This window comes from Verrucomicrobiota bacterium (assembly GCA_016200005.1).
Lineage (GTDB): Bacteria > Verrucomicrobiota > Verrucomicrobiia > Limisphaerales > PALSA-1396 > PALSA-1396.
The window spans coordinates 47,099-74,045 of record JACQFP010000048.1; the positions used below are offsets into that span (position 1 = coordinate 47,099).

The following is a 26,947-nucleotide window of genomic DNA, read 5'->3' on the forward strand; positions in this document are numbered from 1 at the left end:
GGTCCATTCATCTCGTCCAGTTTGGTGGATGGAGTTCTTGGTTTCACAGGGCCATCGCCTCCAGGCCACTTGAAAGGCCTGCCCTCTCTGGCGGGCGAGTTGCCCAAGAGTCGCCACCTGAGCAATGAGTTTGCTGAGCATCTAAAAATTAAAGATTCAATTCCGCGATCAGAGACACAATGAGTCAGGCTTGACGGTTCCCCAAAGCAAACCTGTCTTGAGGTTCAGTGAACTCGCGCCCACTTCCACCGCGGGTCAGGGGCAACCCCTGAAGAATAATACTGAAAACCCAGGGAGCTGACTTTCACCGATTCCGCATGCCCATCCACCCACCCCGTGACACACCGCTTGTTGTGACGGTTGTTGGGCCGTTGCGGGTTTACCGTCCACCAGTCATCACTCGGGCAGCGGAAGAGACAACTCGTTCTCTGCGGATTCTCGTCTTTCCAGTCGTCGGGACTTTTGGCGTTTGGATTCACAATCTCGGAGGTGTCGGCCAGAGCCATTGTATCAGATGGTTTGGTGACCGAAGAAGCTTTCCAGAAGGTGGCAGGATCGACCCAGCCGGCTAATTCACCCAGACTCAAACCGATGCCAAACCCAGCACCTCTGTCTGCAGACGCTATGATGCTGGGACAGGTGAAAATGGCAGGGTTCGTCGAGGCCGAAGGCCCCATGTAGGACCGCACTAGATCAGGCCAGTCTGTCTTATCGGGTTCGTAGATTATGGCGGTCCCCTGCGGCAGGGCTCCGGCTACTGCCGCCGGCACCAGCGTATTATTATTATCTTCCGCATACATCACATAACCAATGCCGATCTGCCGCATGTTACTCAGGCACTTGATGGCCTTGGCTTTTTCCTTCGCCTTGGCCAGCGCCGGCAACAGCAACCCGGCCAGGATCGCGATGATGGCAATCACGACCAGCAGTTCAATCAAGGTAAAGCCGCGGGAGAAAACAGGACCATGGCGTGGCGGCACGGTGTTTGGCGGTGTGTCCACAAGAGGACAAATTACATCCAATCGAGATGGTTGCGATTTCCAAAACGTGTTCATTCTTACATGTTGGTTCTAGCAAACCATTGCACCGAATTGAAACCCTAACTACCGTTTTATCCTGAATTTGTTCTATTTTTCCCGCTCCAAGGTGGATTAGGAGGCAGCAAGGCCAATAGCTCTCGTGCGGCTACGATCTCCTCGGTAGGAAATCCAAACTTTGGAAGCAGACATCTCCCTTGCGATCATTATTGAATCGATAGGAAGTTGCCTTGCAACCGGTCGTCGTCTTAGCGCAGTTGTGCGGTTGAGCAGAGCTAAAATCGATCTGCCCGAAAAGGGGTTGGATCAAATGTTGGTGTCGCTTTGAGAATTAAATCCGCCGCCAATCGCCCTGTTCCGGGAGCGGATTGAAGACCTAACATCTGATGTCCCGTTGCGAGCAAAAGGTTTTCATATTTTCCTGTGTATCCAATAATCGGGACGCCGTCGGGCGTACAGGGTCTCAATCCGCGCCAAATTTCGCGGACCTCGGGATTTTCGGGCAAGGAAAGAAACTGGCGTGTTCCGGCGAGAATCGCATCGACTCGCCTCGACGTGATAGAGTCGTCTTCGTTAACGAGTTCGAGAGTTCCAGCCAGGCGGACCGAATCACCTCGAGGGGTGACTGCGATTTTTCTCTCCACCAACAGCATCGGAATTTTCGGGCCGGGAGAAAAAGACGGGACGATAACCGCGTAACCTTTGCCGCCTAAAACTGGAATGCGGAGTTTCAGTCTCTTTGCGATCGAGTGTGACCAGGCTCCAGTAGCCAAGATATATTGGTCGGCTTTCATTTCTCCCCGAGTAGTACGAACGCCGCGAATTTGGCGACCTGCGATGTGAAAATCAAACACTTCGGCACCGGCAATAATTGTTGCTCCATTTTTGACGGCAGCTTCGGCCATGGCTTTGACAATCTGCAGAGGTTCTGCGTGGGCTTCTTCCGGAAAATAAACTCCGCCTCGGATCGCTCCGGTGAGCGACGGTTCGAGTGAGTGGACTTGCGATTCATTGAGGACTCTGCCCGGAATGCCGTGTTTGGCCACAAGTTCCATTTCCTGTACCGCGGCTTGGACACCTGGGAGGCTTTGGCCCACCATGAGGAGCCCGCGTTTCTCGAAGGCGATCTGCGGAAATTCGGCAGCTAATCCCGCATAAGCGTCGAGACTATACTTCGAAATTGCGGTTAGCGCCTGAACCGACCGTGCCATGAGCGGTCCGTTCATCGAACGTAAAAAACGAATGAGCCATCTTGTCAAAAGGAAATCGGGGGACGGCTTGATGTAGAGCGGACTCTCCGGGTCGAGAAGCCAGCCGATCGACTTAAGCAACATTCCGGGCATGGGAAGGGGCAATGCGAAACAAGGGGTGAGCCAACCCGCATTACCGTAAGAACATCCATAGCCCATCTGGCCTTTGTCGATGACAGTGACTTGAGCTCCGCGTCCACTGAGTTCGCGCGCGGCAGCCATGCCAATGACGCCGCCTCCGATAATGAGGATGTCGGTTCGTGGTGACATGATTTCATTCTTACATGTTGGTTCGGCGAGTTGCGCAAGAGTCACCCCCTGAGCAATGAGTTTACTGAGCATTTGACAATTAAAGATTCGATTCCGCTAACCAATGCCGATCTGCCTCATGTTACTCAGGCACTTGATGGACTTGGCTTTCTCCTTCGCCTTGGCCAGCGCCGGCAACAGCAACCCGGCCAGGATCGCGATGATTGCAATCACCACCAGCAGTTCGATCAGTGTGAATCCAGGATGCTCAGGGCGATGCCGCGCGACGTTTCGCGAAGCACCTGCCGCGCGACGATTTAAGCCGCAGCAAGAAGTATCAGATTTGCTTGATGGCATACAAATCACGGATACCAAACGGTACTAAGAATGAGAATTGCGACTACCAATTTTTGTGAAAATTGCGCTGTTTTCGGTTCCTTTCAGGACACCTTACTTCCATCCACCAAACCAGCATTCGTCAGGATGAAGATTGGAAATGCCGAGTGGCTTGATGAATTGAAACATTGTCGAGTCTGACGACCGATACGTGTTTGCCTGTTTGTGAACGGCAACCTGAGCGAGATTGACACAAGCATAAAACCATTCAGAATCATCCAATGCAGTTCGCCAGCATCAATATGATGGGCATTCACCTTCGCACCCGGCGTGTTATTGGAAGAGAGCGGTTCTTAACGCCCGGATCAGGATTGGGTTCGACGGGCACATTGAGCAATCTCCAAGCTCGAAATCGACCATCGTGAGTTTCATCCGGCACTGCACAGAAAGCGCGTATGTCTGAAGTTGTTGTGCGACCGACCAAGTTGAGTGATCTCTCCTGGTTGCTGGACGTAAAGGAAACTGGGCAGCCTTTGACCGAACTCTCCCCCATCCGGGTCCAGAAAAATACCGTCCATTCCGGCCAACACTACGCCACGCCGACGTGTCACATGTACTGTGAATTCGGGTTCATTCTGAAAGGCGCGGGATTGTTCTTCGTGGAGCGAGAAGAGGCGGAAACCCAGCCGGGTGATGTTTTCCTCGGAGAACCCGGGGTGCCGCATTGCGGAAAGACCTTGAAATATCCCTCCGCGCATATCGTCATTTATTTCCTGCCCAGTGTTTTGATCGAAATGGGGCCGGAAAGCGAAGGTTCAAGGGTGCTCCATCGATTTACCGGGAGCCATTCTCTGAAGGAACGCCTGGTCCGGCCTCCTCCTGGGCTGCGCCGGCGTTTGAAATCGGGTTTTGAAGAGATTTTAAACGAGTTTGAAAAGAAGGATTTTGGCCGGGAGATCCGATTGCGGAATTTGTTGACCGAGCTACTTGTTGAATTGATGCGCTGGGAACAGCGCGAAGGTCGCCGGACGGGAACCATCGAAACGGAGGCGGACTGGAAGCATATCAACAAAATTTTACATTATCTCCGGGAACACTCCACCGAGCCGATTTATTCGCAGGCGCTGGCGCAGGCGGTCGGTTTGGGCGAGTGGCGCGTGAACGCATTGTTCCAAGGTGCGCTGGGGATGTCCTGGGTAAAATATCTGCAAAGCTACCGTATTCATCGGGCGGCCGCCTTGTTGAGTGAGCCCGGCAGCAACGTCACCGAGACAGCATTTGCGGTCGGTTTTGAAAGTCTGAGCCACTTCAATGCGATCTTTCGCTCCCTCATGGGTGTTTCCCCGAGCGAGTATGCGAACATCTCGGTGCAGAAGAAAGCCGATTGAATTTTGGTGTCACATTCGAGTTCAAGGATGGAGATAGGTTGAAAAGAAGCCAGGCAGCGTGGGTCACTCAATCTCCGCGATATTCTGTCCAGTAGGGGTGGAGGGGATTTCCGGATCCGTCGCTTTGCCAAAGTTTCTTGAAAGCCACCCATTCCACATGTCCATCCAGCAGCGTGACATTGGCGCCGTTGTTATGGACCTTGGGCCGGCCATCATTATACGGGAAGCCCGTGTCCCCTTCGCAGGAATCCAGCACCTTGTCATGATCCATGTCCATCGTGAACGGCCGGTACACAAGCGAGTAAAGGTACCACGTTGCGGTGTCCATGAAAATCAGGGCGTTGACGGGTCGTTTGATGCGCGAGACCTTCACCGGCGGGAGGTCGTGGCCATAATAAAATGGGCCCGTCAGCGTGCCATCGCTGTTTTGCGAGCCGAAGTTGATTCCGATCCAGCAGTTCCAACTGGCCGCGCTGAAGGCGGTGGTGAACGGGGGATTCCCGTAACTGCCGCCGGGACATTGACGCACCGGGGCGGTCATGACATCCGCACTGTAATAATTCTGCAGACCTGATTGGGTCAGCTTGGCGACGTAGGGAGCGAGATTCTGAAACAGGAACGTGGTATTGTAGTTAGGCCATGCCACGTCGGCGGCATAGGGCAGGTTGTTGTCATTGTCATCTGCGTACATGATCGTGGCGAGGGCCCACTGTTTCATGTTGGAGGCGCATTGGATGCTCTTGGCCTTGGCCTTGGCTTTGCCCAACGCCGGCAACAACAAACCCGCTAAGATGGCGATGATCGCGATGACCACCAGCAACTCGATCAGCGTGAAACCTCCGTCGCCCTTTGCGGGCTTTTGCGGACATTTCGGCGTTGTAAGCATAACGTTCAGCCTTACTTTGGAAATCACGCGACGTATAAAGCGCAACACATCAGGCTCCCTCGTGTCCACGCGACGAGTTAGAACGCAGGTGCGGACGACTCAATCTTCAAGGTACCAAAACGAGTGGACCGCCTTGCCTGCTTTATCGACCTGCCAGAGCTTTTTGAACGGTACGCGCTCTACGTGTCCATCTAGCAGCGTGACATTGGCGCCGTTGTTGTGGACCGTGGGTCGAGCATCATTGTACGCGTAACCTTGGTCATCGCCACTGGAATCCAGCACCTTGTCATGATCCATGTCCATTGTGAACGGCGTGTACAAAGGGGAGTAAACGTAATGCGTGATGGAGTCCATGAAGATCAAGGCGTCATCCGGTCTTTTGACGCGCGAGGCTCTCAGAGGCGGGGTTTTTGGCCCGTAGTAGAATGGGGCGGTGAGCGGGTCTCCAGTGCCGAAGTTGGCACCGATCCAGCAATTCCAGCCGTAGCCTGTCACGGTGGCGAACGGCGGCGACCCGACCTTGCCAGCCGGGCATTTGCGAAGGTCCCAGTTGAAGACATCCGCCGCCCCGAAGTTGGTGCCTTCCTGCGTGGGCTTTGCCACGTAGGGCGCCAGTTTCTGAAACAGGAACGGCAGCGTGAAAATATAATCGTCTGCCATATAAGGAATGCGGTCGTTGTAGTCGCCCAAATACATGAGCGTGGCGAGGCCCCAATTTTTCATGTTGGAGGCACACTTGGTGGTGTGGGCTTTGCCCTTGGCTTTTGCCAGGGCGGGCAACAACAATCCAGCGAGGATGGCGATGATCGCAATGACCACCAACAGCTCGATCAGCGTGAAGCCGCTGCGACCGGAGCCATGCCGCACGCTGTTTGACGGGTTACGCAACGTGGGTCGGTTCGAATTAAACCGAGGATATTGAGATTCGCTTTCTACATGCATTTCGCGTGCAATAAGATGGAATTCTACTGAGAATTAACTTTCAAACTACCATTTTTCGCTCAAACATACGCTGTTTTCTGAGCCTTCGATTATTGGTTCCGTCGTTCGGGGAGGCGCCTAATTGGTCGCGCCCTTTGAGTCGTAGAGCAAGCCATTGGTAGCCGCTGCGTAGTTCTTTGAAAAGGAATGCCCGCCCGCCCGCGCGATTCATCGAGGTAATAAATCCGAAGACGGCTTCGACTGGCCTACGAGGAAGCACTTGGCCATGCGTTTTCCAATCTCCAGCTTGGCATCTTTTCCAAAGTGAAGTTTGTCACTCTTGAGCGGCAAGTCTCGCGTACTCACAAAAACAATTTTGTCGTCAACACTGGCGGCAGCAACCTGTTTCTTTGTCGTAGTCTGCCGGGAGGCATTGGATTGACTCGCTGCGATTTCGCCAAGCACGGTCCGCATTCCGTCTGCCGCGCCAGGATACTGCGCGTTAATTCGGGCCGTGAGATTGGAAGCAAGCTGGAGCAAACGAATATCGGCGACCACTGCTTCGGCAGAGCTATTGCTTTCACCCTGGATATAGAGGAAGCCGCGCACGTTGAAGGCCTGTCCCTCTTTCGAGAGTGCAGCCAAGGCGGTACCCACCGTGTCCCGCAAATGACCCCACATGTGACCACGACCGGAGTTGGTCTCGAAGTTGGATTTATCCCAATAGGCATTACCACCGCCTCCCCGACACGCCTTGATGATCACAAAGTTCGTGCGCCCCGCCATGTGAAGTGTTCGGGCAAAGCCAAACTCCGGCCCCCAGAACATCGGATTCGCTCCACCGTCACCCTGTTGCAACTGGAGGGGTACGAAAGCGCCTCCTGAATCGCCGTACAGGATTGGCGGGTAATGATTGTTGGTGGGATTGACGTTCGACCAGAAAATACGAGTACTGGCGTCCCCCGGATACGGACCGGGAATGCAATCTGCGTCTTCAAGCTCGGTCGTGCCAAGGGCATTTGACTGCCCGGTCAGGATGTAGATATCCACGGGGGCGGCTGCCGTTTGCATGGCGACGAATAGACTGATCGTGACTTGTAGCATCGAACGATATGACATGATCGGTATTTCTGGCTTAAACGTGTAAAGAACCAAGCCGTTCAAGGGGCCACTTTTCGCGTCGAGATTTGCGCCTGTTCTTGGAGCCAACGGGTTAGCAATTGTTTCGGCGATGACTTGTCTCCGGCCTTCCGTTCAATTGGGTCGAGATCGTGCCCCCGGATGATCGTGCGCGCGAGGTCCTGCCGGTGGCGTTCGGCACGCTGCAGGCTCGGCGTAAACACCGACGGCAGGATGCCGATACAGTCAAACTCCCGCTTCACGTAGCTGATGCTCGAGTTGTACAGTTCACTGTAGTTTCGGATAAACCATTCCTCGTTTGTATCGGTTGCTGTTGCCGGGACGGCCACGACCACGAGGTCCGGCTTCTGTGCGCGGATGCCAGCCGCCGACTGCACGATCTTCGCCATCGACTGATCTGGCACGGCCCACGGGATCACCGTCACCTGAGCGTTCGGATTGATCCCTCGCAGCGCCTGAACGATGAACTTGTCGGCCGGCTCCATTGCAATCACCTTCACCGGCTCGCCTTTCGCGAGTTTCGCCCGCGTGAACGGAATCCCGGGAACGGGCGCCGGTACGTTTGCGAGCGAGATGCTCCGTCTTGTCATCGCACGAATAACCTCCTGCGCAATCACCTTGTGCCCATTCATGTTTGGGTGGATCCACTCGCTCATTAACATCATCCAGGCCGTCGCGTCCTTCGCACGAATGCCCTCGAATGCACGGTACACGTCGGCCACTGGCACCTTCTCTTCAGTCCCGATCTGGCGGACCATGTCTGCGTAAGGTGACAACTGCTCGAATGGCCACCCTTCACTGCCGTGGTACACCGAACTCGGAGTGCATAGCACCACTTCGACCCCGGCAGCCTTGCAGAACCTCACAATCTGTGCCTGGTTGTCATGCGACTGCTGCGCGGGCATTGGGTTGGGGTGGCGAATGTCGTTCATGCCGAACGCGACAACCACCAGCGCAGGTTTCCGATCAAGCACGTCCGCGCGGATGCGAGCCAGGCCGTTGGCAGAGGTCTGTGAACTGATGCCCGCATTGATCATTTCCAACTTTGCCTTCGGGTAATGCCGCCTCAGTCCGATGCCCACCATGTCGCACCACGCACGCGCGGCACCGGAATGGTAGTAAATGCCGGTGATGGAGTCACCGAAGCAGACGATGCGGACGGCCTCTTTACCCTCTTGCAGAAGCTGCACAGTACGCGGACAGCCTTTGTCTGCTCCACCAAAGCCTTTTGCTACAAAACCAAAGAGCAAAAATAAACAAACCAAAGGCAAAATCCCTTTTGAATGGATGGGGTGGTAAACTTCACTTTGAGATGTTGATTCAGACATTGGCTCTCTTCGGTATTTGCTTACTATACCAGTTTTCGCTATCCGCTTCTTAACGCTCATTCGTTTCCACTGGAGACTCGATCGCAGCGAAAGCCTTATCCACCCCAGTAAGGCCCAAACCGTCCGTCGCGAATCTGGTTTCCCAACTTTTTGAAAAAGTGGATTGTTCGGGGCGCCTTTTTCAAATCCAGGTTTTGAAGACGCCATAGAGTTTCTTCCTTGTGCCCGCAGCGGCTGATCCAACACCACTCAAAGACGTCCCCAACTCCAACATCCCAGAAGGTCACGCCATGAGATCCTGCCTCGTAAAGCTTGGGAAGATTCGGATAGAGAGTTCCGCTATAGAAAAGGCCGGGACTGAAGCGGATGCCCTGCGGCTGGCAAACCTCACGAAGGAATTCCAGGTTCAGTTTAGATGAACTAACCCCAAAGCCTTGCTCGGTGAAAACTTCATCCACCAATTTCTCCGCCACGAGCCGGCGCAGGTCCACTCCGTAGTTGAGATCGTCCTGCGCGGTGCCGTTGATGATGACGCTCGACGCAAGCTGCTGGCTGCTGCCGCGACGTTGTTGCTCCTGATCGAGCATCGCGCGCAATTCCCGCATGAATTTCGTGACCACATCCGAACGAAAGGAGCCGATCAGTGGATCCGATTCGGGAATTTGTCGCGGGTCAATGCCGTGTTGGTCCTGGAAAAGCTGTCGGGCAGGCGGTTCGTAAAGAACCAAAGGGTAGCCACGAGTGAAGACAAGGTTGGCACCGTCGGCGCCAAACTGAACCTGTTCCTGCAACAGGGCGATCAGGTGGGCGCGGACTTCCGGCACGGCCCAACTCATCCTCGTCACGGGCGTGCCGTCGCGGTCCTCACATCTCCACTGCGGATTATTTTGGTAAAATGGTGATTCCCAGTAGTCGGAGTACGGCTCAAAAAAACTCCAGCCCGCCGGCCGGATACCCACGTGAACCTGCATGCCGAGCTGGTGGGCGCGCTCGATCAACGCTTTGACGGGGATGATCTTTTGTTTCGCCAGCGCACGTGTAGCTTCTACAAAATGGCGGTCCCCGACACGCGGAAACATTTCTGACTGCCATCCCTTCAGGAAACCAACTTTGGTCGGGTAGTTGACCTTGTCCGCGCCAGGAGACTGCAAGATGAGTGTTCCAAAGTCGGTGTCCCGGAATATTTCCACTTGCGACAAGAGCGCAGAGGCGGTTCGCTGGCTTCGATAAAACATGTCGCTGAAACCGTCGCTTGTGGCGGTGAGCACTCGATTGGTACTGCTACCCTTCTCGGTTTCGATTCTACGGACTTCCTCCTCCGTCAACGGAATCAATTTCACATGGGTGATGCCACACGCCGCAACCACACCCGTAGTTTGCGGACGGAACAGCAACCTGCTTTCCTTGCGCAAGCGGACGGCGCGGAAGAATACTTCCTCCGAATTCCCATAATAATCGCCGAGACTGTTGAAGCGTGGAATCGAAGGTGGGTCGGTGTCGAGCCGAAGCCAAGCGGTAGTGGGGAGTTCCGGCGCGCTGAAAAGACCCACAAAGATGGCGTACCAACCTTCCAACTCCGGCGCTATTGAAAGTTCGGGCGCATCGGCCTCCGGCGGCGCCCAGACCATCTTGCCTTCATAACCATTTAGCATCCGATACGGGATGAGCTTCCAGCGTTTCCGCTTGAGAACCATATTGGACAATGCTGAACGGGGCTGGCATCGGGACAGATCAGTAATCACGATCGCATTGGTCGAATTGCTCCAGTCCGTCAAGGCGGCGCCTGCCCAAGGTTGAGCGGGTTTGACAGGTTCGCTTCGCGCGAGCAGCGGCTTCGTAATACTTGAACAAAACAGAATGGCGAGCAGCGTGAGCCGCGAGAAAGAGTTTCGCATACTAAGGCATTCCAGATTGTTGATTAGGAATATTTTCAGGGTGACGTGTTCATTTTTGCCGGATGCGGACCTCGGCGGATTCGACCAGCATGCCGGCCGGATCGGTGCCTGCAGCCGTCGAGCGGATGCGCAGATAGTTTGCCCCGGTGGTCTCCCGGCGCAGCGGAAGCGAGGCCACGCGCCTGTTGTTGAGCGACACTTTGGCGGCGCGCGTGCCCACGTTCCACTCGACCTTGAGTTCGTGCCAGCGATTCGGCGCGAGTTTCTGCTTCCCCAGTAGAAGGCCTTTCTCGTCGATGGGTAAGTTCCAGAGGCTGTACCAGAGATCTTCCTTGTCCCACGGGACCGAATAGTGATCGGTCAGTGCGATATTGGCCCCGCGGAAACCCGGCCGCAGTTGGAGGCGCAGGGACAGCGTCCCAGAGCGACCGTTGGGATAATTCCAGACGGCGCCGGCAGGCCAGTCCGCGCTTGTCTTGGCTACCTGCATCACGTGCCGGCCAGGCTGGCTGGGGTGCGGGATACGTTCCACACCTCGGCAACCGAAATAGGTCCAGTCTTCCATGTCTTCGGCGAAATCGGAGCGTTGTGCCGTCTCGTAGAGCCACCGCGGATCCACGGCCACGAGAGCGTTTCGTCCTTTGCCCTGTCCCGAACGGATCAGTATCTCGCCGTCGAACACCGCGGTGGGAAACGGATAGGCCGTTCCGAAATCTCCGCCCACAGGCGGCGGTTCGTTTCGTTTCGGATCCTTCAGCACCTCACGATAGCCGATCCAGGTCCGGCCCTCATCCTCGGAAATGGCCGCATGCAACACTTGGCGTCCGCCGTAGGCGTACGGATAGCGCAGGCAGTTGTTCCAGACGAGAACCAGTTTGCCTTCGTCGGTGCGAACCAGGCCGGCCGGCGAATCCGAGTTCAGGATACGGCTCGGCTGCGGTTCCATCCAAACGGCTCCGTCCTTCGAGAACGATTCATAGAAGCGTCCGGTCTGTCCGCGGATGAGGTTCCACAACCGGCCATCCTTGAGTTCGATCGCCACGGGTTCCACGGCACCGTAGGCCGAGACGATGTCGGGCACCTCGATCGAAAGAGGCGTTGGCGACAGATGGAAAGTCGTGCCATCATCGTCCGAGTAAACAACCGTGCAGTCGAATTGGCCGTAGGAGGTGAAGGCTGCAAAATTCGTTCCGCGGTTGCTCCAAGGACGCGAGACGAAATAGGAAAACGGCAGCACGATGCGCCCGGTCCGCGTCTGGAGGACGGAGTTCAACGCGCCGGTGTAGCCGCCCCAGATTTCTTTGGGCTTTGTCCACGACGAGCGCGCTGGGTTTGACTTCATGTGCCAGATGTCGATGCGCTGGTCGCCATAGGCGTCGAACTTCGGACGCTCCGCTTCACCTTTGCTGCCCAGCGTGTACTTGGACATTCGTACCAGGAAGAGATGGATGTTACCATTGCGGTCCACCAACGGTTCGGGGCCTCCAAAAGTGCCCGGTTTGTCGGGGAACACATAGAGGGACTGGGGCGCGGTCCAGGTACGCCCGTTGTCCGTCGAAAGGATTTCGAAGATTTGGTCATGGTCGCCGGCGGCTTTCACCATCCAGGCGCCCAAAGTCCGGTTCGGGAGGCGGACGACGATCGGGCTCTCATCCATGAGCGCGACTACGCGCGGCGGACTGCCCGCAGTCAGAGACACCGCCGTCAGAAACAGAAAGGCGAGAACGCGGACTAACATCGTCGCCAGGTTTCGTTCTCGTTCCATTAGGGAACTTCCGAAAACTACTTTTCGGAATCGGGTTGATGGTGGCAGTTCGGTTTTCGGTGTGGCTGGATTCATGGCGGCTCCTTCCGTTTGGGTTTTCATGACGTTTAATCCTGATTGCTTTGTTTCTACTCGTCGCTCAAGGGCTGGCATCGGGAGAGATCTGTAATTACTATCGCATTGGTCGAATTGTTCCAGTCCCCTAAAGCAGCGCCAGACCAAGGCTGGGCCGGTTTGGCAAGTTCGCTTTGCGCCAAAAGTGGCTTTATAAAACCTGAACAAAGCAGAGTGCCGAGCAACGTGAGCCGCGAGAAAGAGTTTCGCATTCCAAGATATCAAGATATCCCAAATTGTTGACTCGGCATTCTTCCGTTAGGTCCACATGGCGATTGATCGGGTCCTCGAGAGCGCCGAGTCATTATCCTCCCCAATACGGTCCGAAGCGCCCGTCGCGAATCTGGTTCCCCAACTTCTGGAATCGGTAAATAGTCACCGGAGCCTTTTTCAAATCCAGGTTTTGGACGCGCCATCGCGTCTCTTCCTGGTGCCCGCAACGACTCATCCAGCACCACTCAAAGATGTCCCGGACTTCGGCGTCCCAGAAGGTCACCCCGTGCGCTCCCCGCTCATATAATTTGGGGAGATTTGGGTAGCCCAGCTCCCGATAGACAATGGTGGGACTGAAGGGGATGCCCCGCGGCTGGCATACATCACGGAGGAATTCCAGGTTCAATTTATCTGAAGTGCATCCGAAGCCTTGCTCGGTGAAAACTTCATCCACTAATTTTTCAGCTACCAGACGACGCAGGTCCACTCCGTAGGTAAGATCGTCCTGCGCCGTTCCGTTGATGTGAACGCTCAACGCCAGCCGCTGGCGGTCGCCCCGACGTTGTTGCTCCTGATCGAGCATCGCGCGTACCTCTCGCATGAATTTCGTAACGACATCCGAACGAAAGGTGCCGATCCGCGGATCGGACTCGGGAATCTGGCGGGGATCGACGCCGTGTTGTTCCTGGAAAAGCTGCCGGGCAGGCGGTTCGTAAAGAACCAAAGGGTAGCCACGATTGAAGACGAGGTTCGCACCGTCCGCACCAAACTGGACCTCCTCGCGCAGGACGGCGATGAGGTGGCGGCGGACTTCCGGCACCGCCCAACTCATTCTCGTCACGGGCGTGCCGTCGCGGTCCTCGCATCTCCACTGAGGGTGCTCTTTGTAGAACGGCGATTCGACGTAATCCGTGTACGGTTCGAAGAAGCTCCAACCCGCTGGCCGGAGCCCCACGTGAACCTGCAGGCCGATCTCGTGGGCGCGATCCGTCAATGCCTTGAGAGGGTTGATCTTCTGTTTAGCCAGCGAACGTACGGCTTCCACATAATAGCGGTCGCCAACCCGCGGAAAAACTTCTGTCTGCAATCCAGCCATCACACCAACTTTGCTCGGGTAGCCGACCTTGTCCGTACTAGACTGCAAGATCAGCGTTCCAAAGTCGGTGTCCCGGAATACCTCCACTTGTGACAAGAGGGCTGAGAGCGTTCGCTGACTTCGATAAAACATATCGCTGAAACCGTCGCTGGTCGCCGTCAGGACTCGATGGGAACTATTTCTCCGCTCGGCTTCGATGGTACGGACTTCAGCTTCCGTCAATGGAATCAACTTCACGTGGGTGATGCCACACGCGGAAACCTCCCCCGTAGTTTGCGGTCTGAAGAATAGCCGGCTCTCCTTTCGCAAATGGACGGCGCGGAAGAATACCTCCACCGAATTCCCATAAAAATCGGTGCGTGCATTGAAGCGCGGAACGGACGCCGGGTCTGTGTCGAGGCGAAGCCAGGCAGTGGTGGGGATTTCCGAGGTGCTGAAAAGGCCCACAAAGATGGCGTACCAACCTTCCAAATCGGGCGCGAGTGAAACCTCGGGCGCTTTGGCTTCCGGCGGCGCCCAGATCATCTTGCCTTCGTAGCCATTGGTCATGCGATACGGTATGACCTTCCAGCGTTTCCGTTTAAGAATCATACCGGACAAGGCTGAGCCGGGCTGGCATCGAGAGAGATCTGTAATTACGATCGCCTTGGTCGAATTGCTCCAGTCATCCAAGGCGGCGCCAGCCCAAGGCTGGGCCGGTTTGGCGAGTGCGCTTTGCGCCAGAACCGGATTTGTGAAACATAAACTGAGCAGCATGACGAGCGGCGCGAGCCGCCAGAAAGAGTTTCGCATGGTACAATATTGTAAATGGCTGATTGGAAATTGCTTTTTGATGGTGCGCAAGAAAACTCCCGCTGTACGAGTTGTTTGCCTGAAACCAATAAGTCGCTTCAACTCTGATTCCCTTCTCATTTGAGGTCCCATTTCCAGCGCGGATCGGGGATGTCCAAGCTGCTCGAGCCTTGCATCCAGTACTGAAATCCAATGGTGCTGACTTTGACGGCCTGCGCGTGACCATCGACCCAACCGGTAACGCAGCGTCCCAAGTGGCGGTTGATCGGGCGAACGGGTTCGGCCGACCAGGCATCTCCTTCATCGGGGGTGCGGAAGTTATACTGTCTGTCATGATGCGTGGGATCGGCCACCCAATCGTCCGGCGATTTTGCGTTTGGATTGCCAATGAGGCTGACGTCCGCCAGATCAAGGGTTTCTGAAGAGTGTGCGATGTCCGTACTCTTAATATAGCCCGATGGACTCCCCCAGCCGGCCACCAGCGCGCTCAAACCAATGCCAAGACCCTGCTTGACTATTGGACAACTATAAAGGTCTGTCACCAGACCTCGATTTATGGCCGGTGCGTAAGGCCGGATTAAGTCCGGCCACCAGGTATTAGGATTGGCATCTTGACAAATGGAGTCCGGAGGAGCAGGCACGCCTCTTATTACATACGGCACCAGGATGTTATTGTTATCGTCGGCGTACAGAACGTAGCCAATACCGATTTGCTTCATGTTGCTCAGGCACTTTAGCGACATCGCTTTTTGTTTCGCCCTGGCCAGCGCCGGCAACAACAATCCCGCCAGGATCGCGATGATCGCAATCACCACCAGCAGTTCGATCAGTGTAAATCCACAATGGCAACGGCGATGCCGCCCGACGTTTGGCGATGCACCCGCTGCGGCATGAGTCAAACCGCACCGAGTAGCTTCAGGCTTGCTGTCTAATTGCATAGGAACTAATACCGCAGAACGGTACAGAGTATGAAAACCGCGACTACCGTTTTTCGCTGAAAATCAAGTTGTTTTCGGTCCCTTTCAGAAACTGAATTTGCTTTTTGACGCTCCACCCGACGTTTTTCACGCCGCGCGGGTTTTCAAGACCGCAAGAGAGCAGCCGTAAATGCACACCGACTGACGCAAGTGGGCTGGCATCTATCACGATTGGCAGATCGGTCTTCCGTCATCATTTCCGTTTGCTCGCGTCCATTTGCTGCCCAGCTCGGCAGCCGTGCCACTTACCGGACACGAGTCTCCACCGACTCCAACTGCATCCCGGCCTGGTCGGTTTTGCCCGCCAAGGAGCAGAGCCGCAGGTAGCACACCCCCGGCGCGCGAGAAAGTTGCCGTGCTTCGCCCACACTTTTTCTGTCCAGGAAGATGCGGCACGCACCGGCCTTGCAGTCCCAGGCCAGCCGGAGCGTGTGCCACTTCTCCAACGACAGGCGCACTGCGGTCGGCTGAAACTGTCCGGCTGCCGTCGCTGTGGCCAAGGAGCCGTCCGGCTCGATGCGCACGCCAAACCGGCCGGGTTCGGCGCGGCCGGGAAGGGAGAAGAAGTCGGTCAGGCAGATGCCGCACCCCTCGAAACCCGGTTGCAGGCGCAGCTTGAGCGCAACGTCGCCCTTCGCGCCGAACGGAAAGTTGAGAGATGCGCCGGCGGGCTTGTCCGCGCTCGGCTTGCGCAGCGATAGAACCTGCGCCCCCGCGCGCTCGGGATGAGGGATCGTCGTGACGCCCTCCGTGCCGAGAGTGACCCAGTTGCTCAGCTTATCTCTGAACGTCTCGCTCAGTCTGTTCTCTTGCAGCCAGTCGGGGCGCACCCGCAACCAACGGCCTTTCCACTCGCTGTCGGCATAGCTGACCACGATGGCGCCGTCGGCCGCCTGCGTGAGGTAGGGATAGGTGACCTGGCTGCCTCCGGGCGCAATGCGCGCGATCTCGCGATAGCCGCGCCAGGTTTTGCCATCATCACGGCTGATGGCCGCAGTCAGCACCTGGCGGTCGTAGTTGACGGCCGTCGGACCCATGCAGTTGTTCCAAGCGAGAACGATCCGCCCATCGCGCAGGCGAAGGAAGCCGCCGGGAGCGTTGGAAGATACGAACCGCGAGGGCACCGGCTCGGTCCAGGTATCGCCGTCATCGCGCGAGAAGGCTTCGTATTGGTGCCCTGCTTGCGTACGGATCAGCATCCATACCCGCCCGTCGCTCAACTCGATCACCACCGGCTCGCAGGCCCCCGACTCCAGCGCGCCGCCGCCGGTGTCCACCACGCACTCCCCACGCGACGGCCGCCAGGTTCTGCCGCCATCATCGGACAGCGACAGGTTGCTCACAAAGCGCCCGGTCTTGCGGTGCGAGTAGTAGCTAACCGGAAGTAGGATGCGCCCGCTTCTAAGCTGAATCACGGAGTTCACCGCGCCGGTATACTGGTAGCCGAAGTCGCAGTGCTGCGGGGCCGACCAGGTCTTGCCGCCATCGGTGGACATCACGTGAAAGGCATAGGACTTGTAGGCATCCCAGTTCCCAAAGTTTTTCAGATCGTAGCCGAAAAAGTGGAGACCGAAAAGGTGGATGGTCCCGTTCCGGTCGCAGAACGGCATCTGCCCCAAGTAGGCCCCCTTCTCCTTGGGGAACTCGAACAGAAGTTGCAGCCCGGTCCAGGTGCGCCCATTGTCGAAGGAGTAGCGGGCGAACGCCTTCTGGGGGATGTCGGGGTTGGCGAGAACCTGCGGGTCGTCGCCTTCGACCTTGCCCTCGGTGTGCCAAGCCATCAGCCGGCCATCGGGCAGCGCGGTAGCCCAGCCCATCTTGCCGTCGGCCCGAACCGCCTCGACCCCGGTTGCCGGCTCCGCCAACGCGGGTAGGAGCATTGCCGCCAGGATCGTGATGATTGCAAGCACGACGAGGCGTGCAATCAGTGTAGAACCGGTGTTGTTCATCACGAATTCGTCTTGTCCGAAGTTTTCACAATTGGGAGGAGGTGGCATTGTCATCGTATTTTGATTCCAGGTCCGAGGTCATCCGCGTCGCGGTCAGCGGCATCGGTCGGAGAAACTAAACCATTGCTCCCAATCCAATTGGATATTGAGAAACTGGGAATGGGTCGAATTGCTGTTATTGGAGGGCATGATGTCCGCCATCATCCGCTTGCCGTGCTTTTTGAGCAGGGCCTCGGCGTCTCACAGAAACCGGGTGTAGTATTCTCGATGCAAAGGTTTTGGTTTCTTCAACTTCTGTTCCCTACTTATCTGAGATCCCATTTCCAGCGCGAATCGGGGTTATCCAAACTGCTCGTGCCTTGTATCCAGTACTGAAATCCAATGGTGCTGACTTTGACGGCTTCGCCGTGACCGTCCACCCAACCCGTAACGCACCGACCCAGGTGGCGGTTGATCGGGCGAACGCTATCGGCAGCGCCTGACCAGGCCTCTCCTTCATCCGGGGTTCGGAAGTTCCACTCTGGGCGTACGTTGTCACCCGACATCGGATTGGCCACCCATTGGTCTGGTGTTTTCGCATTGGGATTGCTAACCAAGCTGACGTCCGCCAGCACGAGAGTCTCCGCCGGGTTGCGGACGGAGGTGGATTTAACTGGCTCCGAGAGATTCGCCCAGGCACTCAGCAGCAGGCTCAAACCAATGCCAAGGCGTTGCTTGAGAATTGGGCAATTATAAACGTTTGTGGCCGGGTTGTAGAGCCGGATTAAATCGGGCCAATAGGTGTTGACCCCTCCATCGTCAATAATGATATTCCCCGGCGGAGGTTTCACGCCTAATAGAATTAACGGTACGAGGTTGTTATTGTTATCGTCGGCGTACATTACGTAGCCAATCCCGATTTGCCTCATGTTGCTCAGGCACTTTACCGCCAGGGCCTTTTGTTTCGCCCGGCCCAACGCCGGCAACAACAATCCTGCCAGGATAGCGATAATCGCGATCACCACGAGTAATTCAATCAAGGTAAAGGCAACGACACGCACGGATTGTTTGACGAACGGATGCATGCGGCCCGGCTCACCCGCAATTCTGCTTTTGTGATTTGCATTCATTCAATCTGCTGTTTCTCCACGAACAATGCCCCACGAGCTGGCTTCCAGGCGAGGTGTCAATTTCCGTCTTGTAAAGTTTCTAGTCTCTTAAACTTTTGTTTCCTGCTCATCTCAAGTCCCATTTCCAGCGCGGATCGGGGCTGTCCAGACTGCTCGATCCTTGTGCCCAGTACTGAAATCCAATGGTGCTGACTTTAACGGACTCTCCGTGACCATCCACCCAACCCGTAACGCAGCGTCTCAAGTGGCGATTGATCGGGCGAACCGAATCATAGCCGGAGTTCCATCCAAAGTCAGTAAAAGGCACCCAGAAGTTGTACTCTCGGCGTACATCGGCAGCCGTCGGATTGGCCACCCAATCGTCTGGAGACTTGGCGTTTGGATTGCCAACCAGGATGACGTCCGCCAGAGCAACGGTCTCCGAAGGGTGGACGATGTCGGTGGACTTGACATAGCCTAACGGACTCATCCAAAACGCGCCACTCAGCATCACGTTCAAACCAATGCCTAAACCCTGCTTGAGGCTTGGACAATCATAAAGATTCTTGGCCGGAGCATAGGGCCGGACTGAATCCGGCCACGAAATATCAGCCGTTGGGACGATAGCGTTTGTAGGAGCGGGCACGCCGATTATGACGTACGGCACCAGTTTGTCATTGTTATCATCCGCATACAGAACGTAGGCAAGGCTGATCTGCTTCATATTGCTGAGGCACTTTGTTGCCACGGCCTTTTGCTTCGCTTTGGCCAGCGCCGGCAACAACAAGCCCGCCAGGATCGCGATGATCGCAATCACGACAAGTAGTTCAATCAAGGTAAAGGCAACGACACGCGCGGTAGGTTTGACGAACAAATGCACACCGCCTGGCAACCCCAAAATTCTACTTCTATAATTTGCGTTCATTCGATCTGCCGTTTCTCCACAAACAGTACCCCCACCAGATGGCTTCCCGGCGAGGTGTCAATTTCTGACAGGAAGCTTCACCATCCCGGTAAATAAAACCACCGTTTTTACAAATAAAATCACCGTTTTAGACAAAGTATTTGTAGTCGTTCAACACTCGATTCCCGTTTCCCATCCGGTTGTTGATCAACGTGGCTCTTGGAATTGATTCGCATTTTGAAAGGTGCTCATGCAGAACCGAGAAGTGGAGGCAGTTTGCTTCAGTGTGAGGCTGAGTAAACATCTCCGAAGCGGCTTTTTGAAAAAGCGCGGATTATTCGACGAAAAAGAGTGGTCTTCAAGAATGTCGGGAGCAAATATAAAAAAAACACACCATTACCAACAACGAAAATACATTTTGATCGCCAGCCTTTGCTGAGAGATGAACAAAAATGCAAATCTCCCAACACTTTGCATTGAGCTATATGAAAAAAAAGCCCGCAAGAATTACCACCTCACAATCCCTGCCCGCACAGAGCCGACATAAGCCGCAGTCCGGAATGCTTTTATTTTTATGATAATTCAAAACACACGCCGTAGTTTTCTGAAAACTGTGGGTGGCTTAGGATTCGTGCTCGGCACGCACCCGCTTTGGGCGTTCGCAAACTCGCGTTCTCGCCTGTCCCCGCAGGAAGTTAAGGCGCGCATTCGCGGACCCATTCTGACGCTGCCGACACCCTTCACCGCCGATTTCAAGGTGGATTATGCCGGCGTTCGCAACCTGGTTAAGTTGGGACTGGCAAACGGCATCGGCGTTTACGAACTGACGGCTGGGAACAGCCAGTACAGCGTTCTTAGTTACGATGAAGTAAAGAAGTTGACGCGTGTGTTCATCGAGGCGGTCGGCGGACGCGGGATTGTCATCGCCGCGACGGGTCCGTGGTGGACTGGGCAGGCGGTGGACTATGCTCGCTATGCCGAATCGGTGGGTGCTGACGCTGTGCAGGTGCTGTTGCCGCCCGGCGGATCGGACGAGGGCTACGTGGAACATTTCCGCAAAATCGCCGCGGCCACAAAGATCGCCATCGTGCTACAAGGCGACCCAAAGCCCGCGCTGATCGAAAGATTCGTTCAGATACCGTCCGTGGTGAGCATGAAAGAGGATGGCAGCGAGGAGTACTACGTCGAGATCGTGAAGAAGTTCGGGCAGCGGCTCGCCATCTTCTGCGGCGGTCAGAAGCGACGGTATCTCGTGGGCCAACCCTACGGTTCGCCAGCCTACTTCAGTTTCTTCATCACCTTCGCGCCGGAGATCGCCGTTCGGTTCTATCAAGCGATCCAGAAGAATGACCTGGAAACGGCGCGCGCCATCGTCGAGCGCTACGAGAAGCCGGTATTCGACTTTTGCGGTGCCGGCCCGCGCGGTTTCCACGCTTACTGGCACGGCTTGCTGGAACATTTCGGCGTGGCGAAGCGATATGTGCGTCCACCTGAGGACAGTTGCACGGACGAGGACATGCAACGTGTGGCCGCGCTTTGTGAACGCCTGGGCTTGAAGCCAGTTAAGCGCTAGACTGACCTACAAGAGTTTTTATGCGATTCACCAACGACTCAGCTCGACTTCTCGCAACCATTTTTCTTTTTACTGTCGCCGCTGGGCCAATTTCGGCATTTAGCCGAGGAAACTCTGCTCAGCAAGCGGCCACAACACCGACATTTGTTTCACATCTGAAAGAAGTGTCACGGGTGGCGAAATTGCCCGACGGGAAATTGATAGCTGTTTTCACGCGGGACGCGGGTGGCACGCCAGAACTGGTGGCGCGCTACTCCACCGACAACGGTCAAACGTGGGGGGATATTCAGTCGCTCATGCCACTGCCGAAAGATGAGAGCGCTTGGGGCAGCCCGGAGCCGCTGGTAGATCAGAACGGCGAGCTGCATATCTTTTTCCTCAAAGCTCGCAATAAGTTGCCGTCTGGTCTGGATATCGACATCTGGCACACCAAATCCAGCACTGGACGAACAAGTTGGCGTGCGCCACGGCGGATCTGGGAGGGCTACACCGGCGCGCTCAATTGCGTCATCCAGATGCGAAATGGTCGCATTCTTCTGCCCTTTTCCTACATGACAAAACGGAGCTGGGCTGACCGTGGGGAAGGGTTCGACGCTTTCACTTACATGGGCAGGTTCAACTGTGCGCTTCTTTACTCAAACGATCACGGAGACACGTGGCAACAATCACCTTCTCACCTGAAGGTCACGGCCCCCGATCTTTCCACCGAGGGGGCGATCGAGCCGGTGGTCGTGGAACGCAAGAACGGTCAAGTCTGGATGCTGCTCCGCACGCAGCACGGGCGCTTTTACGAATCGCTGTCCGACGATGGAATCACCTGGTCCAAACCGCGACCGACGCGCATCTTATCCTCGGATTCTCCGGCGGGTTTGGTGCGGCTCGACGATGATCGGATCGTGATGTTCTGGAACAATTGCCTGCGGTTTCCGTATGCGTATGGCGGACGGCATGTGATGCACGGTGCAATTTCGTCGGACGACGGAAAGACCTGGCGCGGATTCCGCGAAGTGGCGCGAAACCCCCGGCGTCACGAGCCGCCCCCTCCGCGTGGCGATCACGGGGCGACCTACCCCATACCCTGCGCGATCAACGACGGCAAGATCATCACCTCGACTGGACTGCCCACGAACTACAACTTGTTCGTTGACCCGGCGTGGTTCTACGAAACCTCGCAGAAGGAGAATTTCGCAAACGGATTGGAGGAGTGGTCGGTCTTCGGCGTCAAGGGGGTTGAACTCGCGCCACATCCGGACAAGTCAGGCGCGCGCGTGCTGTCGCTTCGAAAGACGGATCCTCATTGGCCCGCGGGAGCAGTCTGGAATTTTCCATCTGGCCCAAAAGGGCGATTGCGCCTGCACATCTTGCTGAGACCAGGTTTTGCAGGAGCGCGCATCGGCGTCACTGACCATTTTTCGGTCCCCTTCGACGATCTGGATGAGTTTTTTAATCTCTACAATCTTGCCATCAGTCCTGCGGGCACCATCGGGAAGGGAAAACTGACGCCCAACCGCTGGCACACGTTGGAGTTGAAGTGGGACATGGGCAAGCGACGGTGTCTGGCTTCTGTCGATGGCCGCCAGATCGCCGTCCTTCCACAGGGTCGGGAGAGTTTGGGTGCAAACTATCTACGGCTCATCTCAACGGCGGAGACGACCGACCCCGCCGGGCTGATGGTCGATGCGATCGATGTGAACGTCACACCGGAATGAGAGGCAGCCCGCGCCGGATCAAATCAATTTTGTAACTTGCAGCAGGTCTCGACTCGACTTCCTCTACTATCGGAACAGCTGTTAAATCCGCTCAACGTATTGCGTTCGACGCTTTCAGTAACTCAGCCACCTTTACACTAAAGCACGCATCGGAGCGGTGTCCGCCCCTGTCCTCGCCACCGAGGGAGTAAACAGAATCACCCGCGCGTACCAGGCCAACCAGCGCGGCAATCGGCAAATCTATCGTCTTTGTGTAAGCATCCCGCTCCGTGTCGTAGATGAACGCCGCTGCGGTGAAGCCTTCCGGTTGACCGCCATAGCCGCCGGCAATAAGAATTCGATGTTTATCCAGCTTGACCGCGGATACGCCGCGCACGGCGATGGGATAAGGGTGCAAACCGCGCCATTTGTCTTTTCCGGCCTCGAAGGCCCAAGCAGCACTGAGATTGGCAATCTCGTTGACCGGATCCGGCGTTACCCCGCCGAAAACAAACAATTCACGACCCACGACCGCGCTTGCCGCCAGACCAAAGGCGACGCTTCCCGGAGGTTGCAAGGCTGAAATGTTGCCGCGATCGAGATTCAGCCGCACTCCGCTTCTGTGAAAACCGGTGAGTTTCGAGGCGTCGAGGCAGCCGCCGAAGATGAACAGATCCTTGCCAACCATACCCCCTACAGCCACCACGGCATCATCTTTTAATTCGCCGATCCGTTTAAGTTCCAAGGAAGGTTTTATGCGCCACACCTCCTTGCGCGGCTGAGCGCCATCCGTGCCTCCGGCGATGATGAGTTCGTCGTTCCACTCAGCCGTCACAGCGTAGGCCAGCGGATGCGGCAGTCGGCCCTTCAACTCCCATTTTTGTGACGCGAGATCAAAAAAACAGATAACGTCGAGCCAATGTTTCGTGCCCTCCTTCCAATTCGTGCCGCCAACAACGATGATTTTCCGATCAACCACGCCGCAGGCAAAGCCGCCGTTGGGGGTGGGAAGCGGTGGCAGTTGTTCCCATCCTGCAAAAGCATTGCTCGCGATCATCAATGAGACTGGCAACCAGAGTTCACTTTTCATCGTCACCATTCACCGGCACACCAGTCGAAACATTACATCACAAAACGAACTGTCCGTTCGTCGCAATAGTAAAAGTCGCGCTGCCGACCGGCTTTGCGCTGGTTTCGGACTGCCGTTTTGTCTGCCTGACATGATTACCCATCGGTGCCCAGCAATCCGTCGAGTTGCGCACCGCTTTTTTTCAGGTCGTTGTGAATAGCCCAGAACTCACTGCCGAGCACAAGAAACTTACAACCCATGTCCACGACGATTTTTGCGTCTTCAATCGTGCCGACAGGATAGCCCCACGGCTTGTTGTGTTTCTGACACGCTTTAATCGTCGTCTCCAATGCGGTTCGCAGCTTGGGCTCTTGCAGCGAGCCCTTGCAGCCGAGTCTCAACGAGAGATCACTAGGTCCGACGAAGACAACATCCACGCCTTCGACAGCCGCAATGGCTTCAGCGTTTTGCACCGCGAGGGGTGTTTCGATCTGCACGATCAGGAATGTCTCGCGGTTCGCACGGTGGGGATAGTCGTCTGGTTTGTTCACCCAAAATCCTCCATCCATGCCGGCACCGTCGATGCCCCGGTCGCCGAGCGGGGGAAATTTGGATGCCGTCACCAGTTGGCGCGCACGATCCGCAGTGTTCACCTGCGGAATCATCAACGCGGTGGCGCCGTCTTCAAGCAGGCGTGCCAGACCCGATTTCTCCAGCGTTGGTGTGCGCCAAAGGCAGTCAATATCCGCCAGGTGATGCTGCACGATCATCGTTTCGATTTCACGCGGGTTCCAGTTGCGGTGTTCGCCGTCCACCCAAACACCGTCATAGCCGAAGCTTGCAGCCATGTGCGGGAAATAAGAAATGGAGTTGCCGGTGACGCAAATACGCGCGACCTGACCTTTGCGGAGTTTTTGAAGGACTTTTGAAGTTCTCATGCGTGTCTCATATTCATAGAGGAGGATTCTACAGAGGACAACAAGCCATACTACCGTTATTTGTGAAATCTTACGCCATTTTCATTCCTTTTCAGCGACGATCCTTGTGCCGCAAAAGTCGTGCTTCTAACCTTGCCGCGCTAAGCTAAGGCGACCTACTTTTCATCCAATGTCTTGAGTAATCTCGTGGAGAGACTCTCATGAAGGATCGAAAAACTGAATTGAAATGGCTCAGACTTTTGAATTAATCCGTTTGTTTCCTCAATCGATTTTTTTGTACATTATTACCACGGCTCCGGGCTGATCGTTGATTTGCACTTTGAGGCCGCCATCCATCAACTCTCGACCCGTCGTTTCGGTCTGGCCGGCATTATCGAAATCCGTGAAGGAATATTTACGGTCCGGTTGGAGTCCGTGCAATTTGAATCGGGCTGACTCGTAAGAGCTTTCACCCCTTCGGAAGACTTGAATCATTCCTTGATTCCGATCCGGTCGATCAAATTGCCATGCCATCCAGACATCATTCGACGTGCTGTAAGGAGTAAGAGGATAATAATCGCCAAGGTAGCAGGGCCCAACCTGCCGCAGCTCCCTGGTCAACTTCCTGAGTCTTGCGTAGTCGAGGTCCTTGCGCCGGACGTCCCAACAGGCGGTAACACTTGCTGCCATGTCACTGCGAAATACATACGGATCGACTTTATCGTCAGGGATATTGGCTAGCTTAGATGGGCCAATCAGCGTCCCTGTCCCGTGATAGGGGAACCAAAAGGAAATACCGTAAGTATGACACTGTTCCCCGATGGGTTCGAAAACATAATCGCTTCGAAGCAAAGGCACTGCCCGCCTGAGTGTTTCAAGGTCGTTTCGTCTTCCTCCGCTGGCGCAGGAGTCGATCAACATATTGGGATGTCGGCGGCGCAATTCATCCCAGTACGCCAAGTAGCCGGTCACGTAATGATTTTCTGTAATGCCCTGGCGATCTGGCGCGTCGTTGTGGTGCCAGAAATAATCCAGATCGGTGTTTAGGTCCTGTCGATAGAGGTCAATTCCCTCATGCTTAATGATTTGATCGATATGTTCGATCAGCCAATGAAGTGCCTCGGGATTACCCAAGTTCAACAGCCGCTTATGCATAATATATTCCTTGGCGCCCGTAAAGGTCGGAGGTGTTAACAGCCACTCCGGATGGTTTTCGAAAAGCCACGTTCCTTCCGTCACGCGCTCCGGTTCGAACCATACAATGTTCTTGATGCCTTTCGCATGCGCATGGTCGGTGATGGCGCGCAAACCATTTGGGAAACGCTTTTTGTCCACCTCCCAGGTCCCGGTGTTCAACCACGTGCCGTCATTCTTGTACCACCCCGCATCCATCCACCAATAATCGATTTTTAATCCTTCTTCCAGATAGCGATCGATGAACAGCTTTTGGTTGCCTTCGTTGGCATTTATCATTTCCCCAAATTGCTGAGAACTGCATCCCGCCAATTGCGGTGCCGGAAGTTTGCCACCGGGGCGTGGGAGATTGTGCGCGATCATCCAGCGACGCCAAGCGTTCTGTGCGTTCAGCCAATCCCCTCGCCAAAACTGCAGGGCAACAAGGGGGCCGCGAATCTGCTCTCCAGGTTGCAAGTAGAAATGGGTCAACTCCTGCCCGGCCCAAATACGAAGTCCCTTTTCTTCACGGGAGAATTGTGCCGCCCACTGACCGGGCCATCCCACTGCGAGGATGACTCCCGATTCTGATCCAGCGACGTTGAAATAAGGCAGGTCACTACCCGATGGACGCCCACCCGCCGCGGTGATCCGCACTCTAGACTTCAAAGACAATCGAGTTGCTCGCGGGCGGTAATCATCCACCTCCGCCGGGCTGCCCTTAAAATGGTGGAGAGTCATATCTCCTCCGCCAAGGTCCTCAAAACCCACGTCTAGCGCTTGGATGTCCTGTAGAATAGGGCTGTTCGTCTTAGCCGTATTGGTAAAGTAAACCGTCCACTCAACAACGGGAAAATCCCGGTATTCAACTGCCACACTACGCAGAACCAAACCTGAGTTTGGATCTTTAAAGGTAATCGTATGTTGAACGCGATTTTCATCCAACGCTTGCGACCCCCGGTTTGATTTCCACAGTTTCAATATTTTGGAAGAAGGTTCTCCGCCATGGGTGAACGAGATTGGAGGGGTGGGCGAGTCGCCACGAAACTTTTCTTGCACCCAGTTGGCCGCCCGGGACACTTCAGTGGAAACGTCATTCGTGGCAAGCGAAACCGTTCCCGCAGAAAACCCCAATAGCGTAAGAATCCGGATGACATTATTCATCGGTTGTCATTTTGCACCCCGCAGCGTCGATGAGG

At 55.5% G+C, this 26,947-nt stretch carries 19 protein-coding genes and 1 pseudogene; 3 read left to right on the plus strand and 17 right to left on the minus strand.

Features of this window, described 5'->3' with window-relative positions; genetic code table 11:
• Nucleotides 1–224: 224 nt before the first annotated feature.
• From HY298_17570 to HY298_17580, 3 genes and pseudogenes are all read right to left on the minus strand, one after another.
• Entirely contained in the window at nucleotides 225–1,055 is an 831-nt protein-coding gene (locus HY298_17570) for a prepilin-type N-terminal cleavage/methylation domain-containing protein (GenBank protein ID MBI3852071.1), read from the minus strand.
• Between the two features lie 257 nt (nucleotides 1,056–1,312).
• Nucleotides 1,313–2,557: an FAD-dependent oxidoreductase gene (locus HY298_17575; GenBank protein ID MBI3852072.1), complete on the minus strand. Its 1,245-nt coding sequence runs from the start codon at nucleotides 2,555–2,557 to the stop codon at nucleotides 1,313–1,315.
• Between the two features lie 105 nt (nucleotides 2,558–2,662).
• A pseudogene (locus HY298_17580) lies at nucleotides 2,663–2,788 on the minus strand (prepilin-type cleavage/methylation domain-containing protein).
• A 539-nt stretch (nucleotides 2,789–3,327) separates the two neighbouring features.
• Here HY298_17580 and HY298_17585 point away from each other — a divergent pair.
• Nucleotides 3,328–4,260, plus strand: a complete 933-nt coding sequence (locus tag HY298_17585; GenBank protein ID MBI3852073.1) for a helix-turn-helix transcriptional regulator — start codon at nucleotides 3,328–3,330, stop codon at nucleotides 4,258–4,260.
• Between the two features lie 67 nt (nucleotides 4,261–4,327).
• On the opposite strand, the gene HY298_17590 is transcribed toward HY298_17585, so the two are convergent.
• The 11 genes from HY298_17590 to HY298_17640 all read right to left on the minus strand — a co-directional run bounded on the left by HY298_17590 (nucleotide 4,328) and on the right by HY298_17640 (nucleotide 19,349).
• Nucleotides 4,328–5,146, minus strand: a complete 819-nt coding sequence (locus tag HY298_17590) for a prepilin-type N-terminal cleavage/methylation domain-containing protein (GenBank protein ID MBI3852074.1) — start codon at nucleotides 5,144–5,146, stop codon at nucleotides 4,328–4,330.
• A 99-nt stretch (nucleotides 5,147–5,245) separates the two neighbouring features.
• On the minus strand, nucleotides 5,246–6,088 hold the full coding sequence (locus HY298_17595) for a prepilin-type N-terminal cleavage/methylation domain-containing protein (GenBank protein ID MBI3852075.1): 843 nt from the start codon (nucleotides 6,086–6,088) through the stop codon (nucleotides 5,246–5,248).
• Between the two features lie 207 nt (nucleotides 6,089–6,295).
• Nucleotides 6,296–7,231, minus strand: coding sequence for a hypothetical protein (locus HY298_17600; protein MBI3852076.1), 936 nt, complete (start codon nucleotides 7,229–7,231; stop codon nucleotides 6,296–6,298).
• The gene (locus HY298_17605) at nucleotides 7,228–8,535 is read right to left on the minus strand and encodes a hypothetical protein (GenBank protein MBI3852077.1); all 1,308 of its coding nucleotides are present in this window, start codon (nucleotides 8,533–8,535) and stop codon (nucleotides 7,228–7,230) included. Before HY298_17605 ends, HY298_17600 begins: the two co-directional genes overlap by 4 nt.
• Before the next feature lie 95 nt (nucleotides 8,536–8,630).
• Entirely contained in the window at nucleotides 8,631–10,430 is a 1,800-nt protein-coding gene (locus tag HY298_17610) for a hypothetical protein (protein ID MBI3852078.1), read from the minus strand.
• 49 nt (nucleotides 10,431–10,479) lie between these two features.
• Nucleotides 10,480–12,195: an exo-alpha-sialidase gene (locus HY298_17615; protein MBI3852079.1), complete on the minus strand. Its 1,716-nt coding sequence runs from the start codon at nucleotides 12,193–12,195 to the stop codon at nucleotides 10,480–10,482.
• A 418-nt stretch (nucleotides 12,196–12,613) separates the two neighbouring features.
• Nucleotides 12,614–14,410 (minus strand): hypothetical protein, encoded by a 1,797-nt coding sequence (locus tag HY298_17620; protein ID MBI3852080.1) that lies wholly within the window; start codon nucleotides 14,408–14,410, stop codon nucleotides 12,614–12,616.
• A 116-nt stretch (nucleotides 14,411–14,526) separates the two neighbouring features.
• Nucleotides 14,527–15,348 (minus strand): prepilin-type N-terminal cleavage/methylation domain-containing protein, encoded by an 822-nt coding sequence (locus HY298_17625; protein MBI3852081.1) that lies wholly within the window; start codon nucleotides 15,346–15,348, stop codon nucleotides 14,527–14,529.
• A 284-nt stretch (nucleotides 15,349–15,632) separates the two neighbouring features.
• Entirely contained in the window at nucleotides 15,633–17,384 is a 1,752-nt protein-coding gene (locus HY298_17630; GenBank protein ID MBI3852082.1) for an exo-alpha-sialidase, read from the minus strand.
• A gap of 257 nt (nucleotides 17,385–17,641) precedes the next feature.
• Nucleotides 17,642–18,400 carry a type II secretion system protein gene (locus tag HY298_17635; GenBank protein ID MBI3852083.1) on the minus strand — a complete coding sequence of 253 codons (759 nt, stop codon included), beginning with the start codon at nucleotides 18,398–18,400 and terminating at the stop codon, nucleotides 17,642–17,644.
• A gap of 151 nt (nucleotides 18,401–18,551) precedes the next feature.
• On the minus strand, nucleotides 18,552–19,349 hold the full coding sequence (locus HY298_17640; protein MBI3852084.1) for a type II secretion system protein: 798 nt from the start codon (nucleotides 19,347–19,349) through the stop codon (nucleotides 18,552–18,554).
• Nucleotides 19,350–19,902: 553 nt separating this feature from the next.
• Here HY298_17640 and HY298_17645 point away from each other — a divergent pair.
• Nucleotides 19,903–20,901 (plus strand): dihydrodipicolinate synthase family protein, encoded by a 999-nt coding sequence (locus HY298_17645; protein MBI3852085.1) that lies wholly within the window; start codon nucleotides 19,903–19,905, stop codon nucleotides 20,899–20,901.
• A gap of 173 nt (nucleotides 20,902–21,074) precedes the next feature.
• Nucleotides 21,075–22,610 (plus strand): exo-alpha-sialidase, encoded by a 1,536-nt coding sequence (locus HY298_17650; protein MBI3852086.1) that lies wholly within the window; start codon nucleotides 21,075–21,077, stop codon nucleotides 22,608–22,610.
• Between the two features lie 91 nt (nucleotides 22,611–22,701).
• On the opposite strand, the gene HY298_17655 is transcribed toward HY298_17650, so the two are convergent.
• From HY298_17655 to HY298_17665, 3 genes are all read right to left on the minus strand, one after another.
• A complete protein-coding gene (locus HY298_17655) occupies nucleotides 22,702–23,679 on the minus strand; it encodes a hypothetical protein (protein MBI3852087.1) in 978 nt (325 codons plus the stop codon).
• 134 nt (nucleotides 23,680–23,813) lie between these two features.
• Nucleotides 23,814–24,596 carry an aldolase gene (locus HY298_17660; protein MBI3852088.1) on the minus strand — a complete coding sequence of 261 codons (783 nt, stop codon included), beginning with the start codon at nucleotides 24,594–24,596 and terminating at the stop codon, nucleotides 23,814–23,816.
• Nucleotides 24,597–24,857: 261 nt separating this feature from the next.
• Nucleotides 24,858–26,912: an alpha-galactosidase gene (locus tag HY298_17665; protein MBI3852089.1), complete on the minus strand. Its 2,055-nt coding sequence runs from the start codon at nucleotides 26,910–26,912 to the stop codon at nucleotides 24,858–24,860.
• Nucleotides 26,913–26,947: the final 35 nt, after the last annotated feature.